This window comes from Mongoliitalea lutea (assembly GCF_014652135.1).
In the GTDB taxonomy this organism is placed as follows: domain Bacteria; phylum Bacteroidota; class Bacteroidia; order Cytophagales; family Cyclobacteriaceae; genus Mongoliitalea; species Mongoliitalea lutea.
The window spans coordinates 38,981-55,059 of sequence record NZ_BMYF01000018.1; the positions used below are offsets into that span (position 1 = coordinate 38,981).

Annotated in this window: 16 protein-coding genes; 9 read left to right on the plus strand and 7 right to left on the minus strand. The window is 39.6% G+C overall.

What is annotated here, in order from left to right; translation table 11 throughout:
• Positions 1-4: 4 nt before the first annotated feature.
• From upp to IE080_RS14075, 3 genes are read left to right on the plus strand one after another with little or no spacing between them, the layout of a single operon-like run.
• On the plus strand, positions 5-655 hold the full coding sequence (upp, locus tag IE080_RS14065; protein WP_189583827.1) for a uracil phosphoribosyltransferase: 651 nt from the start codon (positions 5-7) through the stop codon (positions 653-655).
• Positions 656-664: 9 nt separating this feature from the next.
• Positions 665-1,576 carry a calcium/sodium antiporter gene (locus tag IE080_RS14070; protein ID WP_189583830.1) on the plus strand — a complete coding sequence of 304 codons (912 nt, stop codon included), beginning with the start codon at positions 665-667 and terminating at the stop codon, positions 1,574-1,576.
• Positions 1,573-2,031, plus strand: coding sequence for a hypothetical protein (locus tag IE080_RS14075; protein ID WP_189583833.1), 459 nt, complete (start codon positions 1,573-1,575; stop codon positions 2,029-2,031). The genes IE080_RS14070 and IE080_RS14075 overlap by 4 nt, the downstream gene beginning before the upstream one ends.
• On the opposite strand, the gene sdaAA is transcribed toward IE080_RS14075, so the two are convergent.
• The 5 genes from sdaAA to IE080_RS14100 form a co-directional block, all read right to left on the minus strand.
• Positions 2,020-2,928 (minus strand): L-serine ammonia-lyase, iron-sulfur-dependent, subunit alpha, encoded by a 909-nt coding sequence (gene sdaAA / locus IE080_RS14080; RefSeq protein ID WP_189583836.1) that lies wholly within the window; start codon positions 2,926-2,928, stop codon positions 2,020-2,022. The two genes, IE080_RS14075 and sdaAA, sit on opposite strands and share 12 nt — an antisense overlap.
• Positions 2,929-3,026: 98 nt before the next feature.
• On the minus strand, positions 3,027-3,980 hold the full coding sequence (locus IE080_RS14085; protein ID WP_229800646.1) for an FKBP-type peptidyl-prolyl cis-trans isomerase: 954 nt from the start codon (positions 3,978-3,980) through the stop codon (positions 3,027-3,029).
• 6 nt (positions 3,981-3,986) lie between these two features.
• Positions 3,987-5,285, minus strand: a complete 1,299-nt coding sequence (locus IE080_RS14090; RefSeq protein WP_189583839.1) for an outer membrane beta-barrel protein — start codon at positions 5,283-5,285, stop codon at positions 3,987-3,989.
• Positions 5,266-5,814, minus strand: a complete 549-nt coding sequence (locus IE080_RS14095) for an RNA polymerase sigma factor (RefSeq protein WP_189583842.1) — start codon at positions 5,812-5,814, stop codon at positions 5,266-5,268. The genes IE080_RS14090 and IE080_RS14095 overlap by 20 nt, the downstream gene beginning before the upstream one ends.
• 72 nt (positions 5,815-5,886) lie before the next feature.
• Positions 5,887-6,291 (minus strand): OsmC family protein, encoded by a 405-nt coding sequence (locus IE080_RS14100; protein WP_189583845.1) that lies wholly within the window; start codon positions 6,289-6,291, stop codon positions 5,887-5,889.
• A gap of 71 nt (positions 6,292-6,362) precedes the next feature.
• Between IE080_RS14100 and IE080_RS14105 the strand changes: the two genes are divergently transcribed.
• Positions 6,363-7,091, plus strand: coding sequence for a hypothetical protein (locus IE080_RS14105; RefSeq protein ID WP_189583848.1), 729 nt, complete (start codon positions 6,363-6,365; stop codon positions 7,089-7,091).
• 64 nt (positions 7,092-7,155) lie between these two features.
• Positions 7,156-8,034: a lipoyl synthase gene (gene lipA / locus IE080_RS14110; RefSeq protein WP_189583851.1), complete on the plus strand. Its 879-nt coding sequence runs from the start codon at positions 7,156-7,158 to the stop codon at positions 8,032-8,034.
• Positions 8,035-8,108: 74 nt separating this feature from the next.
• On the opposite strand, the gene IE080_RS14115 is transcribed toward lipA, so the two are convergent.
• A complete protein-coding gene (locus IE080_RS14115; protein ID WP_189583855.1) occupies positions 8,109-9,599 on the minus strand; it encodes a M28 family peptidase in 1,491 nt (496 codons plus the stop codon).
• A 201-nt stretch (positions 9,600-9,800) separates the two neighbouring features.
• On the opposite strand from IE080_RS14115, the gene gcvP reads away from it, so the two are divergent.
• On the plus strand, positions 9,801-12,701 hold the full coding sequence (gene gcvP, locus IE080_RS14120; RefSeq protein WP_189583858.1) for an aminomethyl-transferring glycine dehydrogenase: 2,901 nt from the start codon (positions 9,801-9,803) through the stop codon (positions 12,699-12,701).
• Between the two features lie 136 nt (positions 12,702-12,837).
• Here the strand turns inward: gcvP and IE080_RS14125 are convergent, their stop codons facing one another.
• Positions 12,838-13,086 carry a DUF6364 family protein gene (locus IE080_RS14125; RefSeq protein WP_189583862.1) on the minus strand — a complete coding sequence of 83 codons (249 nt, stop codon included), beginning with the start codon at positions 13,084-13,086 and terminating at the stop codon, positions 12,838-12,840.
• 85 nt (positions 13,087-13,171) lie between these two features.
• Here IE080_RS14125 and IE080_RS14130 point away from each other — a divergent pair, with 85 nt between their 5' ends.
• The 3 genes from IE080_RS14130 to IE080_RS14140 all read left to right on the plus strand — a co-directional run bounded on the left by IE080_RS14130 (position 13,172) and on the right by IE080_RS14140 (position 15,957).
• Positions 13,172-13,597: a PH domain-containing protein gene (locus tag IE080_RS14130; protein ID WP_189583865.1), complete on the plus strand. Its 426-nt coding sequence runs from the start codon at positions 13,172-13,174 to the stop codon at positions 13,595-13,597.
• 45 nt (positions 13,598-13,642) lie between these two features.
• Complete coding sequence (locus IE080_RS14135) at positions 13,643-15,232, plus strand: M1 family metallopeptidase (protein WP_189583868.1); 1,590 nt, start codon at positions 13,643-13,645, stop codon at positions 15,230-15,232.
• Between the two features lie 101 nt (positions 15,233-15,333).
• Positions 15,334-15,957, plus strand: a complete 624-nt coding sequence (locus IE080_RS14140) for a chloramphenicol acetyltransferase (protein WP_189583871.1) — start codon at positions 15,334-15,336, stop codon at positions 15,955-15,957.
• Positions 15,958-16,079: the final 122 nt, after the last annotated feature.

Below are 16,079 nucleotides of genomic sequence, written 5' to 3' on the forward strand. Positions count from 1 at the left end.
AGCCATGTTTATATTATCAGCCATACCCACGATAGCCAACAAGCTTATTGCAGAGCTCCGAGATAGCCAAGTTCAAAAGGACAGTATGCGTTTTAGACATAATCTAAAGCGGTTGGGCTTTATGTTGGCCTATGAAATTTCAAAAGACTTTGATTATGTTCCTCAAGAAATAAGAACCCCTCTAGCTACCACAACCATAGCGTTGCCTGAAAATGTGGTGCTAATTTCTGTCCTGAGAGCAGCTATGCCTTTTTACAATGGCTTTTTGGAAGTTTTTGACCATGCCGAAAGTGGTTTTGTAGGCGCGTATAGAATTGAATCTAAAAATTCAGATGATTCAGTAGAGATTGATTACTTATATCAAGCTTGTCCAAATTTGGAAGGAAAAACAGTAATCATTATTGATCCTATGTTGGCTACAGGGAAATCCTTTGTCAAGACATTTCAAAATTTACTTAAAAATGGGAACCCTAAATCCGTTCATATTGCGGCGGTAATCGCTGCGCCGGAAGGAGTGGATTTTATTCAGCAACAACTAAAGGGGCATTCCGTAAAGATATGGAGTTGTGCCTTGGACAGTCATTTGAATGAACATTCATATATAGTTCCTGGGCTAGGAGATGCGGGGGATTTAGCTTTTGGTGAAAAATTATAATTTACTGCTGTGGTATATCTGTTCTTAGTGATTGGCTTGGGTATTTTGCTCTATGGAGGTCATTTACTGGTTGAGGGGGCGTCTGGAATCGCCTCTAAATTTGGATTGAGTGCTGGTCTTATTGGATTGACGGTCGTTGCATTTGGCACTTCTGCACCGGAATTATTGGTAAGTATCAATGCAGCCTTGAAAGGAACAAGCGATATTGCTATTGGAAATGTGGTGGGCTCTAACATTGCAAATATCTCTCTTGTGCTTGGGTTGAGTGCTATTTTGTATCCGATTACTATTCAAAAATCAGTTATCAAATTGGATTACCTAGCGATGCTGATTTCTTCTATCCTATTAATAGCATTGAGCTGGAATGGACTTATCTCCAGAGGTGAAGGTGTTTTTTTTGTTATTTGTTTGGTAGGATTAAATTGGTATTTCTTTAGAAAATTAAGTGGGGTCTTGGATGAGGATGAGGTTGTCCCTGCCAATCTTTTAAAATCCCTTCTTTTTTTAGTTTTAGGTGTAGGGGGGCTCTATGTTGGCTCAGATATGTTTGTTGATAATGCTGTGAAGATTGCGAAGGATTTTGGAGTAACCGAGCGGGTAATTGGAATTACCGTGATTGCTATTGGAACAAGTTTACCAGAGTTGGTTACTTCTATCATTGCCGGATTGAACAAAAAGACTGATATAGCAATCGGGAATGTGCTTGGAAGCAATATTATGAATGTGTTGGCTATTTTAGGGATTACCAGTATTGTGCAACCTATTCCTGTTTCTGAAACTTTTTTGACGCAAGACTATATGTGGATGCTAGGTATTACTTTGTTGTTGTTTCCAATTATTTTAACCGGTCGGTTAATTAAACGTTGGGAAGGTGGATTACTTCTAGCAGTGTATTTTATTTATATTTTTCTGTTGCTATGATAGAATATATCCTCAAAGTCTTTTTCATTTACATTGCTACTCTTTTTAAGTTCATTGCAGGTCCTGTATTGGGCTTGGCTGCGGGATTGAGTGCTTTAGAAATGTTGGTGGTAACTGTAGGGGGGATGATGACAACTGTCTTTTCAATAACCTTATTAGGAGATTGGTTTCGGGCTAATTGGAAGCTTGGTTTGACAAAGAAAAAAAAGGTGTTTAGTCCAAAAACGCGAAAAATTGTGACAGTTTGGAGGAAATATGGGGTAGTTGGAGTAGCGACATTGACTCCCTTGTTACTTACTCCTGTTGGTGGTACTGTAATTATGAATGCTTTTAATGTAAAAAAAGAGAAGATTTTCCTTTACATGTTCTTAAGCGCCATGTTTTGGGGACTTATCTTCTCTTTTTCGATTCAATATATTTTGGAGATACCCTTGATTGGAGATTTACTGCGGTAGTTCTTCATCAGGTAATATCTCAATATCTTGGATCAATACTCTTTTGGCAATTTCCTGCCCTGTAAGTGTAGCTGCCAATCCCCCTAAAGCAGTTTCTTTATAACGGGTTTCCATGCTTGCACCAATTTCTCCCATAGCTTCAATACACTCGTCAACAGGGATGACTGCACTAACGTCCGCAAGGGCTATTTGCGCTGAACTATTGGCAATTGCCGAGGCACTGGCATTCCTCACAACGCAAGGGATTTCAACCAAGCCAGCCACGGGATCACAAACCAGTCCCAACATACATTGAATGGTAATGGCAACTGCGTTGAATATCTGATCGATACTACCTCCCAGACAAAATACCATAGCGCCAGAAGCCATCGCTGCTGCCGAACCTGTTTCTGCCTGACAACCACCTACAGCCCCTGCCAAGCTTGCTTTTTCTTCAATGATTAGGGCAATACCGGCACCAACTAATAAACCTTCTAATATTTTTTGGTCTTCTAGCTGATGAATTTCCTGTAATGTATACAATGTGCCTGGAAGAATACCAGAGGCACCTGCAGTAGGAGCAGCTACTACACGTCCCATGCATGAATTAACCTCTTTAGCTGCAAGCGCTCTAGCTATCAATCGTTGAAATTCAGGAGACAAGACGCTCAAAGGGTGTTTGTATACTTTCTTCGCTCCGTTATTAATCATGCCTGATCGAGACGTCATATCTTCTTGAAGACCTGTGTCTACAGCTTCTTTCATGACCTGATAAGCTTTGCCTAAACCAGTCCAGATATCGGCTTCTTTTTTGTTTTTTTGAGTCATCTCATACTCAATGACTGAATCGTACAATGTGATGTCTTTGTCCAGACAGTACTGTTTCCAGCCTTTGAAGCTATCGAATAAAAAGCTCATATTATTTGGGTTTATTCGTTTGTAAAATTCACCAATTCCATTGGTATTTACAACAAAGAAAAAAGCCCTCATTTGGTTCATCAAATGAGGGCCTTTTATTAATTAATGGAAACTATGCGTGCTTTAAATAGCAAGGGTTCAAAAGGTCTTGCGAGTTCAGGGAGAAGACCGCGACTAAAAAGGTCTTGCCTGATTGCAAAAGGGAATACTTGAGTAGTCGCCCCAAATCCAAGTCTTGAAGGAAGAATCACTTCTATTTCTTGGTCAACTTTTACTCCAAGCATGGACAAATTCAAAAATGCCTGATTTTCTTGATTTCCTATTCTTATTTGAAATGAATTGGCGCCTGTTGGAAGATTGGCGAAAGGATTGTTGACATCTATCTGAGCTATGGAGTAGTTAAACCGGACTAAGCTTCCTCCTTCACCTTCACGGACGCCACTGCCTTCTTTTACAGTCCTTATATACATTCCGGCACTTGTCTTTTGAAAATCTTCAAACTCATTTTCGGTAATGAATTTTTCGATTATTTGCTCCTCCATTTCATTGATTTGTGCTTGGCTGTATATTTTCGCAAATTTTATTCGAACCACAAGATTGGAGTTAGGCTGAATAAGCTGTTGAAAACTGTATCCTCCATAAGCTAAGTGAGAAGGGATAAATAATTCTAAGGTTTCGCCTTCTCTAGCAATTCCACTTGAAAAATTAATACCTCTTGGGACTAAGCCTAACTCTGAATGCGCATACAATCTAGGCGGCTTATTCTCATCTAAGTGTGTGTCTATTAGCTGCCCATCAATTGTTCTGATTTCGTAATATACCCCTAGAATATTGTTGTTAACAATTTGCTGACCAGATTCATTACTTTCTACTTTTCTGTAAAAGTACCCTAATTGTGTTTCAAGTGCATCAATGTTATTTCGTTCTAGAAAATCTCGGAGTATTTTCATATCTCGTTCAATTGCAATTTCGAGCTCACTTTCTGAGTTGATACAAGCACTCATCCATGACATGACCATTAATGCTACTAAGCTAGTCCATACTTTCTTCATATTTTGTTACTTTTTAAACTGGAAATTCATTCTAAGATTAATACCTCCGATGGAAAACTGTTGTTCTGCGAAGGTTTGATTACCAACTGACATTTTGTAAAATGGCTCAATATACAAAAATGTACCATTGGAAAGATTCTGCTCGAATCCTACGGCAACATTTACCAATTGGCCAATATTGACATCAGAGCTGCTGGCATCAGGGACGGATCGCTGAGAAAAGCTTTGGATCCCGTTACCAATGTTACCAGCGGCACTTAAGTTTGCAAAATTCAACGTGCTTATTCGCTCTTGGTTTAGGTAAAACATATTGGAAATACCTGATACAAAGTAAATATCTGCTTTGTTGCGCTCCAATAATTTATATTTCAAATTGATGGGGATTTCTAATTGTCCAAATCGTAGTTCCTCTGTCGCACTGATTAAATTACCTGCGAAAAACTGGTTTCCAGCTATTGCCTGTTCTCGAAACTGTTGACCGGAATAATTTTGCATGGCATCGGAAGTTCTAGCATTCAACATGCCACCATTTGAATTGGGATTTAAGTTTTGCTGAGCATATGCAATGCCCATGTCTATTTTTAGTTTTTTGGAAACAGCAATCTCCGACATGATACCTGCAGACAGACCAATAGTTTGGTTTGCATTGCTGACAGCTTGAGGAGCAATTAGTAACCCAAGTTTAAAAGGGTCTTTGCTTGTTTGCTTAACTGATTCCTGTTCTTCTGCCAATAAATTTTTGATATAGGTTTCGGCGGATTTAGAGTCTAGTGTTTTGTCTGTTAGGGAGCTAAAAGGAACATAAGTAGATTCGAGCGTATTCAATTCAGCTGTAGTTTCTGGAACATTTATTTCTGCTACCAAAGGATTCTCAGCTGGTCTTGAAGTGATTTCGGCTTGTTTTGCTGATGATTTGGGAAAAGTTTCCGCGGCTTGGACAGGGCCTCTCGTATTTGCTGCCATTGACCCCAATTCATCTCTTGATGTTATATCTTCTAAGGTCTCAATACTGCCTAAGTCTTCCAATTCATAGGATTTACTTTCTTTAGCTAGGGTATCTGCAAAAGATAATAATTCATTCGGTTCCTCTATCGCTTCAGGAGTTCTGCCTAACCAAATTGCCAACGCTAAGGAAGCAGCGATTCCAGAAACCCACCAAGGCCAAATAGGATATTTTTTCTTTACAGGTTTATTAAAATATGCAGCAGAAAATCGTTCCCATTCTTTCTGAGGAGCTGTCTCCTCATGGGACTGGAATAATGTTTTGATTTTATCTGCTAACTTTTTATCGAATGGCTCCTTCATCACTTTGTTTGTTTAGGAGTGTGATTTTTTCTCTTAACTTTTCTTTGGCCCTTGCCAGGTAGGTTCTTGATGTACTGGAAGGGATAGTGAGTTTTTCTGCAATTTCATTGTGTGAATACCCTTCGATTTCATAAAGATTGAAGACTATTCTGAGCATGTCTGGAAGATTTCTCAAAAGGTTTAGTATATCTTCTTTGGACAACTCATCAATCACCGAGGGGTCTAACTCACGAACATGAGCATGCTCTATATCGAGCACTGCCTTGTATTTGTTGTTTTTTCGATAATAGTCAATGGAAGTATTGACGATGATTCTACGAAACCAACCCTTGAAAGAATTTTGTTGCTCATAGGATTGCAGCTTGTCAAAAACCTTCATGAAACTATCATTGACGATTTCGCAAGCTTCCTCCTTATTGTAAGAATACCGCAAAGCAATACCCATAGCGAAGCCATAGAAATGTTTGTACAACATTTCCACAGCCTTCGGGTCACCTTTTTTTGCTTTTTGGATTATAAATTCTTCCAAAGACGCTTATTATTTCTTTCTACAGACAAGACGCAAGAGAAGTGTGATACGCTACAGGGGGATGAAAAAATATCAAAAATTAAAATTAATGGTTTGTTTCAATGCTGGATCCAAGCTTAAAGCTACCGGGCATGTTTTTGCTGCATTTTTTAGTTTTTGCAATATCGTAGGATCATTTACAGGTTTTTCCCAATGAAAATCAATAACAATTTCACTGATTTTTCTTGGTTGGGAGTTCATGATTTTAGTGATTTCCCAACTCAGACCTTCCAAAGAAACTCCATCTCTTTCTGCCACGATTCCCATAATCGTGACCATACAGCTTCCAAGGGCAGCCGCAACTAGGTCTGTGGGCGAAAATGCTTCACCCTTACCATTATTGTCAACAGGTGCATCTGTGATTACTTCAAGCCCGGATTGCAGATGTCTCATATTTGTTCGTAGATTTCCTTGATAGACACTTTTAATAGTAGGCATAAACTCTTACTTTTATTTTTGGTTAGATAACTTAGTGGGCAAGTTAACGTTAATATTGCATCCGTGAAATGATGAACTGTCGAATTTACATATTTTCAATACTCTTTTTGGGTCTCTCATTGACTCTGCATGCGCAAAGAGAGGATGCGGGGAATTACGAGTATGACCGAGAAGTACTTTTTGGTATCAATAAAAATACCAATGGAGGCTTGATTGGAGGCTTTTCCTTCAAAATGGCCCAGCGCTTAGATGATTCCCAATTCCAGTTTTTTGGTTTGGATCTGGCAAATGTCAAAAACCCCAAGGAGGTGAGATATAATACGATTTTGGGTAATTCCTTTATTTTCGGCAAATCCAACTATCTGTATTCCATTAGACCCTATTATGGTCGTGAGCTGATTGTATTTAAAAAAGCCCCTCAACAAGGAGTGCAGGTGTCTGTTCTGGGTGCTGTAGGCCCAACTGTGGGAGTGGTTGCACCTTATATTATTGAATATGCAGTCAATCGATTGGAAACAGTCCGAGAGCAATATAATCCAGAGGTACATCAAAGCAGATTCAATGTGTTGGGGCCCGGGAGGATTTTTGAGGGTATCGGTCAGTCGGAATTTGCATTCGGTGGAAATGCCAAGGCTGCATTATTTTTTGAATTTGGTGTATTCCGAACAAATGTGACCGGTTTGGAACTTGGCTATCAATTAGAAGGTTTTACGAGAGAGATTCCTTTGATGCCTACCGTTGAAAACAGACAGTTGTTCCAATCAGTGTACTTCACCTTTTTCTACGGATTTAGGAAATGAGGATTCCATTGGGTTAATCCATCCTTAGCCCTTACCTTTGTTACTTAATACTAATTCAGAAGCAATGATAGAATTACCTGTAATTTCTGAAGAAACTACCAAGCGAAAAAAACCCGATTGGTTGCGCGTGAAACTTCCTGTAGGGAAGGAATATGCCAAAGTCAGAAAGCTAGTCGATCAACATAAATTACATACCATTTGTGAAAGCGGTAATTGCCCAAATATGGGTGAATGCTGGGGTGCAGGGACTGCAACTTTCATGATTTTGGGAAATGTATGTACGCGCTCTTGTTCATTTTGCGCAGTTGCTACAGGAAGACCACCGGAGTATGACACTGATGAGCCAAGAAGAGTAGCGGAGGCCATTAAATTGATGGGAGTGAAACATGCGGTGATTACTTCTGTTAATAGAGACGAACTAAAAGACCGTGGTGCCGAGATCTGGTATCAGACTGTGGTCATGACGAAAGAAATGTCTCCTGAAACAACTATCGAGACCTTGATTCCTGATGTGAAATCTAACTGGGACGCTCTATATAGAATGATCAGCGGAGGACAGGAAGTGGTTTCCCACAATATGGAAACAGTGGAGCGGTTATACAGGAGAGTGCGTCCTCAAGCTAAATATGTTCGATCTTTGGAGCAAATCAAATTGACCAAAGAATATGGTAAACGTACAAAGACCGGAATTATGCTGGGTCTGGGCGAAACCAAAGAAGAGGTCTATAAGGCAATGGATGATCTTGCCGCTCATGGATGTGATATCTTAACCTTAGGTCAATATTTGCAACCTACCAAAATGCATATTGAAGTGGCAGAATTTATCCATCCTGATTTATTTGCTCATTATCGCGAAGAAGGTCTCAGAAGAGGTTTGAAATATGTGGAGTCTGGACCATTAGTTCGTTCTTCATATCACGCAGAAAGACATGTGAATGTATAATCATTAAAGGGAGGTAATCCGCTAGTCATAAAAATAAAAAAGGGCTTTTGAAATTTTCAAAAGCCCTTTTTGTTTTATCGCTCTCCTCTGTTATTGGAGCCATCTACTGGATTTCGTTGATCTCTGTTCACTAAGTCCCAAGATAAATGGAAGATTAACCTTGCTCTTGTGGTCATTAATGGAAACTCAATCTTGTCCACTGTATCAGCTGGCGTATGATAATCATTATGCAAGCCTGAGAAGAAGAAAATTGATGGGATGTTATACTTAGCAAAATTATAGTGATCGGATCTGAAGTAGAACCTATTAGGGTCTGCTGGATCATCATAGCGATAATCTAAATTCAGACCTGTATAGGTGATATTGTTATAATCTAAAATAACTTTCAAATGACTGGATAACATCGCTGAACCAATCGCGTATAGATAATTGGTATCTTCTGCATCTTTGTAAATATTGTCAATTCTTCCCAACATGTCTATATTCAGGTTATTGACCGTATTTTCCAATGGGAAAATCGGATTTTCAACATAATACTGAGATCCTAGCAAACCTTTTTCTTCCGCTGTTAAAGCGATGAATAATACACTTCTTCTTGGTTTGATTCCATCTTTAGCAGCCATAGCAAAGGCTTCGGCGATTTCCATCAACGCTACGGTACCTGACCCATTATCATCTGCCCCATAATTGATACTTCCATCGGCATTTGGAGCTACGTGATCATAGTGTGCGGAAATAACCAATACTTCTTCTTTTTTATCAGTTCCTTCTAGGTAACCCAATACGTTTTCTGTAGAGACTGTTTTTGTCTGCTTTTTAACTTGGTAGGTAGCCTGAGCAGGAGCCACAGATGCAGGATTAGCCATGGCAGCTTTCACTTGATCAACAGTTACACCGAATATTGAAGCCATTTGTGAACCACTTACCATAAATGCTGGCTCTTGAACTGTTGGTCTTTCAAAGCCCAAACGTCCACCTGACATAGCAGCATATCTACTGGCTAATCGATCGAAGGCTGTTTGGTCTTCCATTGTAGTAACGATTACTCCAACTGCACCTGCATCGATAGCATCTTTTACAATATTTTGAGTGCGTGCGCCGATAGCCCATACTGCGGCCAATTTTCCTTTGACGTCAACTTTAGCCAAACTTTCTTTTGATCCATCACCCACAAAAACGATTGGAGCTTTTTGGCTTTTTTTCATGTCAGCATCACCCACAAAGATAAAATCTTTGTTCAGCTGCATTTTATTTTTACCTATTTGTAGCGTTACATCAGGGTAACTGTTAGATACAAGTTCAAATACCTGATAATAACTACCGTCTACAGGCCCTGTAAGACCTAATTTCTCAAAATGGTCTTTGATGTAGCTTGCTGCTTTTTTTTGTCCTTCAGCTCCAGTGTCTCTTCCTTGAAGTTCTTCAGAGGCGATGTATCTCAGATGCTTTTCAAGATCTTCTGCTGTAATGGTAGTAGCATATTTAACAGCAGTAGCATCTTGTGCATGGACGGTGAACGATAGCATATATGCCAACGCACCCACCAACCAAAATCGTTTTTTCATAGCGTTACTTAGTTTTCATTTATTTTAAGTGGCTAAACATAAAAAATATTCCAATCACATTAAAACCGTTTATCAAGAAGCTTGTTATCTAAGAGATTTCTTGGGCGTTAAAAATCCTTTTACGTTCAATAATTTATACCTTTGCACTACGAAAATAAAAAGCGGATATAACCCAAATAAATCCTCACATTTCAACCGATTATGAAAATTAATCTTCATCCGAGTACAACCTTCGAAAACAGGCATAATGCTCCTTCAGTGGAGGAAATCAGTGCTATGTTGAGTGCCATTGGCGCATCCTCTCTTAGTGAGTTGATTGACCAAACGATACCGAAATCTATTCAGCTGACCAAGCCCATGGATCTTCCTGCTGCCCAGTCTGAAGCAGAGTTCTTGAAGGACTTCAAAAAGCTGGCGTCCAAAAATAAGATTTATAAGTCTTTCATCGGCTTGGGGTATTATGATACCATTGTGCCAGGAGTGATTTTACGAAATATTTTGGAAAATCCAGGATGGTATACAGCCTACACGCCCTATCAAGCTGAAATCGCTCAAGGTAGGTTGGAGGCATTGATCAATTTCCAAACAGTTGTGATGGAATTGACTGGTATGGAAATGGCCAATGCATCTTTATTGGATGAAGCTACCGCAGCAGCTGAGGCAATGACTATGTTGCATGCATCCAAGCCAAGAGAAAAAAAGAATGCAAACAAGTTTTTTGTGGATGAAAAAATCTTCCCTCAAACAAAAGACTTATTGATCACAAGAGCAGAGCCTATCGGAATTGACTTGCAGATCGGCCCTCTTTCATCATTGGATTTGACGGATGCGGATCTATTCGGCGTATTGCTTCAGTACCCTAACATGGATGGGGAGGCGATAGACTATACCGATTTGGTGGCTTCTGCCAAAGAAAATCACGTATTCACTGCTTTTGCCTCAGATTTGTTAGCCTTGACTTTATTGAAGTCTCCAGGTGAGATGGGGGCAGACGTAGTAGTAGGTACAAGTCAGCGCTTTGGAGTGCCTATGGGTTATGGAGGACCTCACGCAGCGTTCTTTGCAACCAAAGATGCTTTCAAAAGACAAGTTCCTGGTAGAATCATCGGTGTATCTGTAGATAGAGATGGTAACAAGGCTTACAGAATGGCTTTGCAGACCAGAGAACAACACATCAAGAGAGAAAAAGCTACTTCTAATATCTGTACAGCCCAAGTGTTACTGGCTGTAATGGCTGGCATGTACGCAGTATATCATGGTCCAAAAGGATTGAAAGAAATTGCACTTAGAACGCATGGATTAGCAAAAATCACACTTCAAGCATTGAAAGCAATGGGCTTTGATGGAGTAAGTGAGTCCTTCTTCGATACTATTGGAATAAAAACTGACGAAGTTCAGCAATCAAAAATCAAGGCATTTGCACTATCTGCTGAAATGAACTTCAGGTATGAAAACGGCGCTATCTTCTTGTCTTTTGATGAAGCAAAAACACTGGAAGATGTAAAAGCAGTTGTTGAGGTATTTGCAAAATCAACTGACAAAAAGGTAAGTGTAGATTTTGATTCTTTAGTCGAAGGTTTGACCTTGGAGTTGCCGGCTTCATTGGCCCGTACGTCTAAGTATTTGACCCATCCGGTATTCAATCAAAATCATGCAGAGCATGAGATGTTGAGATACATCAAGCGCTTGGAAGCGAAAGATCTTTCATTGGTACATTCGATGATTTCATTGGGCTCTTGTACCATGAAATTGAATGCTACTACGGAGATGATTCCTGTTACTTGGCCAGAGTTTGGGCAATTGCATCCATTTGCTCCACAGGATCAAGCAGCTGGTTATTACGAGTTGTTCCAGAATCTACGCAATTGGTTGACCGAAATCACAGGTTTTGCTGATACTTCCTTGCAACCAAATTCTGGTGCGCAAGGAGAATACGCAGGTTTGATGGTCATCCGTGCTTATCACATGAGCAGAGGTGATCACCATAGAAATATTGCTTTGATTCCAACTTCCGCTCACGGGACCAACCCTGCTTCTGCAGTTATGGCAGGTATGAAAGTGGTATTGGTGAAGTGCGATGAAAAAGGAAATATTGATGTCGCTGATCTGAAAGAGAAAGCGGAATTACATAAAAATGAATTGGCATCTTTGATGGTAACGTACCCATCTACTCACGGAGTATTTGAAGAAGCTATCCAAGAGATTTGCCAGATCATCCATGTTAACGGTGGTCAAGTGTATATGGATGGTGCTAATATGAATGCACAGGTTGGTTTGACTAGCCCAGGTATGATTGGTGCAGACGTGTGTCACTTAAACCTTCACAAGACTTTCTGTATCCCTCATGGTGGTGGTGGCCCTGGTATGGGACCAATCTGCGTGGCCAAACATTTAGCTCCATTCCTACCAGGAAATCCAGTAGTGAAAACAGGCGGAACAGAAGCAATCACTTCTATCTCTGCCGCACCTTTTGGTAGTGCAAGTATCCTTCCTATCTCTTATGCTTACATCGCAATGATGGGAGGAGAGGGTTTGACCAATGCAACCAAACTTGCAATCCTGAATGCCAACTACATGAAAGCCAGATTGGAAGCTCATTATCCAATCCTGTACACAGGTGCTAATGGAAGAGCAGCACATGAAATGATTTTGGATTGCCGTTCGTTCAAGGATTTTGGTGTGGAGGTAGAAGATATCGCTAAGCGATTGATGGATTATGGATTCCATGCGCCAACTGTATCTTTCCCTGTTGCCGGTACCTTGATGATTGAGCCAACCGAGTCTGAAACCAAAGCTGAATTGGATAGATTCTGTGATGCGATGATTGCTATCCGTGAAGAGATTCAGGAAATCCAAGATGGTGTTGCTGATAAGCAAAACAACGTGTTGAAAAATGCACCGCATACAGCTAACCTTGCGCTAGCAGATGCTTGGGACTTCCCTTACAGCAGAGAAAAAGCAGTGTATCCTTTGCCTTATGTGAGAACAAATAAATTCTGGCCTACTGTCAGAAGAATTGATTCAGCCTTCGGTGACAGGAATTTGGTGTGTAGCTGTATTCCTGTAGAAGAATATGCTACAGACTCAGTGATTGAGAAGTAAGAATGATGGATAAGATTTTCCTTATCTAAAAAATAAGAAGGCTAGCTGAATATTCGGCTAGCCTTTATTTTTTTGCTAGTGCGGTCTAATGGTTCCTAAAAGCTCTTTGGGAGTCATAGTTGAGAAATCACTTCTTTTAAAATCTTTCGTATTTTTGAGCTCTCGCTTCTTCTAATTCTTTTTTATAATCAAAATCCTCTGGTAATTTGATTGAGCCAATTAATTTTTTCACGTTTGCTGAAATTTCCTTTGGTTGGCTTTCATCAGTCAGTGATTTTAAATAATTTTCTATCACTTGAGAAAGACTTTTCCCTTGATCTTTTGCATACGATTTGGCAGATTCAATGACTGATTTATCGATTATAAGTCTTAATTTGGCCTTCATACAATGCAATGATCATAATTAGGTATAATGTAAGTAATTTCGAATTAATTGACTATCGTTTGTTTGACTTTAATTTTTCCATTTCATGAAAACATACAAAGCCCGCAAAGGAAAACTTATAACAGGATTAGTAATCCTTACAGCATTTTTACCATTTATTGGAGGCTTTTATAATGCTGACAATCTTTTACGTATGCTTCTTGGGTTTTTCATATTGGCGCTACCATTTGCTATTGTCCTTTGGATCTATATTGATACTTCTTATCGAATTGTAGATGGTGTTTTTTATTATCGCTCCGCATTTTTAAAAGGAAAAATAGATATTCAAACAATCACAAAAGCCAGTAAGGATGTCACGTATTTTACGGGTGTAAAGCCAGCTTTAGCGACCAAAGGGATTATTATTTATTTCAATCGATTTCATGAAGTCTACATTGCACCCGAAAATAATGATGAACTCATCGCTGATTTATTGAAAATTAACCCCGAAATTGAAGTGGTCAATAAGTGATGCATACATCACTTCTCAAGATACTCTTCCAGTTTTACCCAGACTATGAAAAAGCAGTTATTTATCTTACTTTCTTTGCTGTTTTTTGCCCACCAATCTTTTGCCCAAATCCAAAAGAACTGGACTTGGGGAGGTCCTCTGCATCCTTTGCAGCAGCAGTTTCAGGTAGTACATTACCATTTGGATTTAGAGATTTTTCCTGAAAATCATAGAATCAAGGGCAGTAATAAAGTTACCTTTCATGCAGAAGATAGGTTAGACACCTTGCGATTGGACTTGATAGAGGAATATCAGGTGAGTAAGGTCATTATGGATGGAAAAGAAATCCGATTCGAACACAATGGTGATGTTCTGGATATTTTCCCTATCGACTGTACGTGTAATGAGGTAGAAATATTTTACGAAGGAGAGACGCCTATTGCCATTCGGCCTCCTTGGACAGGTGGATTTACTTGGGAAATAGATGAGCTGGGAAACCATTGGATGGGGCTTTCTTCACAAAATGAAGGTGCCAAAATATTTATGCCTTGCCTGGACCATCCTTCTTCAGAACCTATCAATGGTGTGGATTTATTCTTTACCGTACCCAAGTCCTATTTTGTTGCTTCCAATGGAAGGCTAGCCGCCCAAGAGGACTTAGGAGATAGCTATCGTTATCACTGGACTTCCCAATATCCCATCAATAATTACAATGTGAACTTTACCCTTGGAGTCTTTTATGAAGCATCCAAAGTTTATCAGTCGGTTGATGGAAAGGAAATTCCTATGCATGTCTATGTCTTGCAGCAAAACAAGTCCAAAGCTTATGATTTGTTGCAGGTCTTAGAAACTTCCACGCAAACCTTGGAGAAGTATTTGGGACCATATCCTTTTGGAGATGATAAAATTGCGGTAGTTGAAACCCCTTACCTTGGTATGGAACATCAGACCATCAATGGGTATGGGAATAACTTTCAGTTTGAAAAAGTAGGGGAGGTATGGGCTGATTGGCTATTGCATCACGAACTCGGACATGAATGGTTTGGGAATAAAGTTTCGGTCAAAGATTGGGCAGACTTTTGGATTCATGAAGGCTTGACAGCCTATGCGGATTGGTTGTTTTATTTGGAGCATGGGGGGGAAGAGGCCTATCACCAAAAAGTCGCTTCCGTTCGGGTGAATATCCGAAATCTGAGACCCGTCGTATCACCCCGCAATTCACACTCAGATTTTGCTTATCATCCAGAGATTTATACTAAAGGGGCTTTTATCATTCACTCGTTGCGGTATTTACTGGGAGATGAGGTGTTTTTTCCTATGCTGAAAGCTTTTGCCTCAGATGAGCGCTTCACCTATGAAAATTTAGTCGACACCAATGATTTCACCAACTTTGTGCAGCAGTATGCAGAACAGGATTTGCAGGGATTCTTTGATTTGTACCTGAAGTCTGTTCGCTTACCTCAAGTAAAGGTCTCCAAAAAAGGGAAGCGAGGTTATGCAGTGAGTCTGCCGAATATTGATTTTGCCATGCCCGTAGAAATCAAAACCAGTAATGGTTTGGAGCGACATGTGCTTTCGGCAACTCCTGTTTTGATAAGAAGTGACGGACCTATTTTGGTGGATCCGAATTATTGGTATTTGTTGGATAGGAGGTAGCTAGTAAATAATCATTACGCTTTGTGAATTCTTTGAATCTTCAAGGAAAGGTAAACTGATTTTATTGGTGAAAGCGGTAGCCGTCATAATTTAACAACTAAATGAAAAAACTAATTGATATAGAGAATTGGGATAGAAAGGAACATTTTCTTTTCTTTTCAGAGTTTTCTGAACCCTTTTTTGGGGTTACAACTAGGGTAGAGTGTACGAGGGCATATGAAAGTGCCAAGCAAAAGAGAATTTCTTTTTTTCTTTATTACCTATACAGGGCACTTAAAGCAGTAAATGCAATAGACTATTTTCGCTATCGAATCCTAGATGGTCAGGTTTATGAATTTGATACGATTCATGCCTCACCTACTATAAGGCGACCCAATGGGACCTTTGGTTTTTCTTACCTTTATTACTGTGAAGATGAAGAAGAATTTTATCAAAAAGCGCAGCAGGAAATCGAAGCAGTAAAAAAGTCAACTACGCTTTTTCCTGTGGTTTCAGGGGAAAATGTAGTCCATTTTTCAGCTATTCCCTGGGTTGATTTTTCAAGTATTTCTCATGCAAGAAATTTTGCGCAGCCAGATAGTTGCCCCAAAATATCTTTTGGTAAACTTACGGAGGTTAATGGCGTTAAATCTATGGCTGTATCCATTCATGTACATCATGCGTTGATGGATGGGCTTCATGTTGGACAGTTTGTAGAGCAATTTCAAGCCGTATTGGAAGAATAATCAATAATTCGAAGTTTGCATGTCAAAAAAAATCAAATCTTAAAAAAGCCCTCCTCTGTGCCATTGAAGTATCAGAAATATGAAAATGGGATCATGAACTGGGCAACTGATTTAATTTCTTT

Bases quoted from the DNA above. Each gene is read 5' to 3' on its own strand.
- IE080_RS14075 (WP_189583833.1), top strand. From the start codon at position 1,573: ATGATAGAATATATCCTCAAAGTCTTTTTCATTTACATTGCTACTCTT.
- IE080_RS14130 (WP_189583865.1), top strand. From the start codon at position 13,172: ATGAAAACATACAAAGCCCGCAAAGGAAAACTTATAACAGGATTAGTA.
- IE080_RS14100 (WP_189583845.1), bottom strand. From the start codon at position 6,291: ATGCCTACTATTAAAAGTGTCTATCAAGGAAATCTACGAACAAATATG.
- upp (WP_189583827.1), top strand. From the start codon at position 5: ATGTTTATATTATCAGCCATACCCACGATAGCCAACAAGCTTATTGCA.
- IE080_RS14125 (WP_189583862.1), bottom strand. From the start codon at position 13,086: ATGAAGGCCAAATTAAGACTTATAATCGATAAATCAGTCATTGAATCT.
- lipA (WP_189583851.1), top strand. From the start codon at position 7,156: ATGATAGAATTACCTGTAATTTCTGAAGAAACTACCAAGCGAAAAAAA.
- IE080_RS14085 (WP_229800646.1), bottom strand. From the start codon at position 3,980: ATGAAGAAAGTATGGACTAGCTTAGTAGCATTAATGGTCATGTCATGG.
- IE080_RS14090 (WP_189583839.1), bottom strand. From the start codon at position 5,285: ATGAAGGAGCCATTCGATAAAAAGTTAGCAGATAAAATCAAAACATTA.
- sdaAA (WP_189583836.1), bottom strand. From the start codon at position 2,928: ATGAGCTTTTTATTCGATAGCTTCAAAGGCTGGAAACAGTACTGTCTG.
- IE080_RS14105 (WP_189583848.1), top strand. From the start codon at position 6,363: ATGAACTGTCGAATTTACATATTTTCAATACTCTTTTTGGGTCTCTCA.
- IE080_RS14140 (WP_189583871.1), top strand. From the start codon at position 15,334: ATGAAAAAACTAATTGATATAGAGAATTGGGATAGAAAGGAACATTTT.
- gcvP (WP_189583858.1), top strand. From the start codon at position 9,801: ATGAAAATTAATCTTCATCCGAGTACAACCTTCGAAAACAGGCATAAT.
- IE080_RS14115 (WP_189583855.1), bottom strand. From the start codon at position 9,599: ATGAAAAAACGATTTTGGTTGGTGGGTGCGTTGGCATATATGCTATCG.
- IE080_RS14135 (WP_189583868.1), top strand. From the start codon at position 13,643: ATGAAAAAGCAGTTATTTATCTTACTTTCTTTGCTGTTTTTTGCCCAC.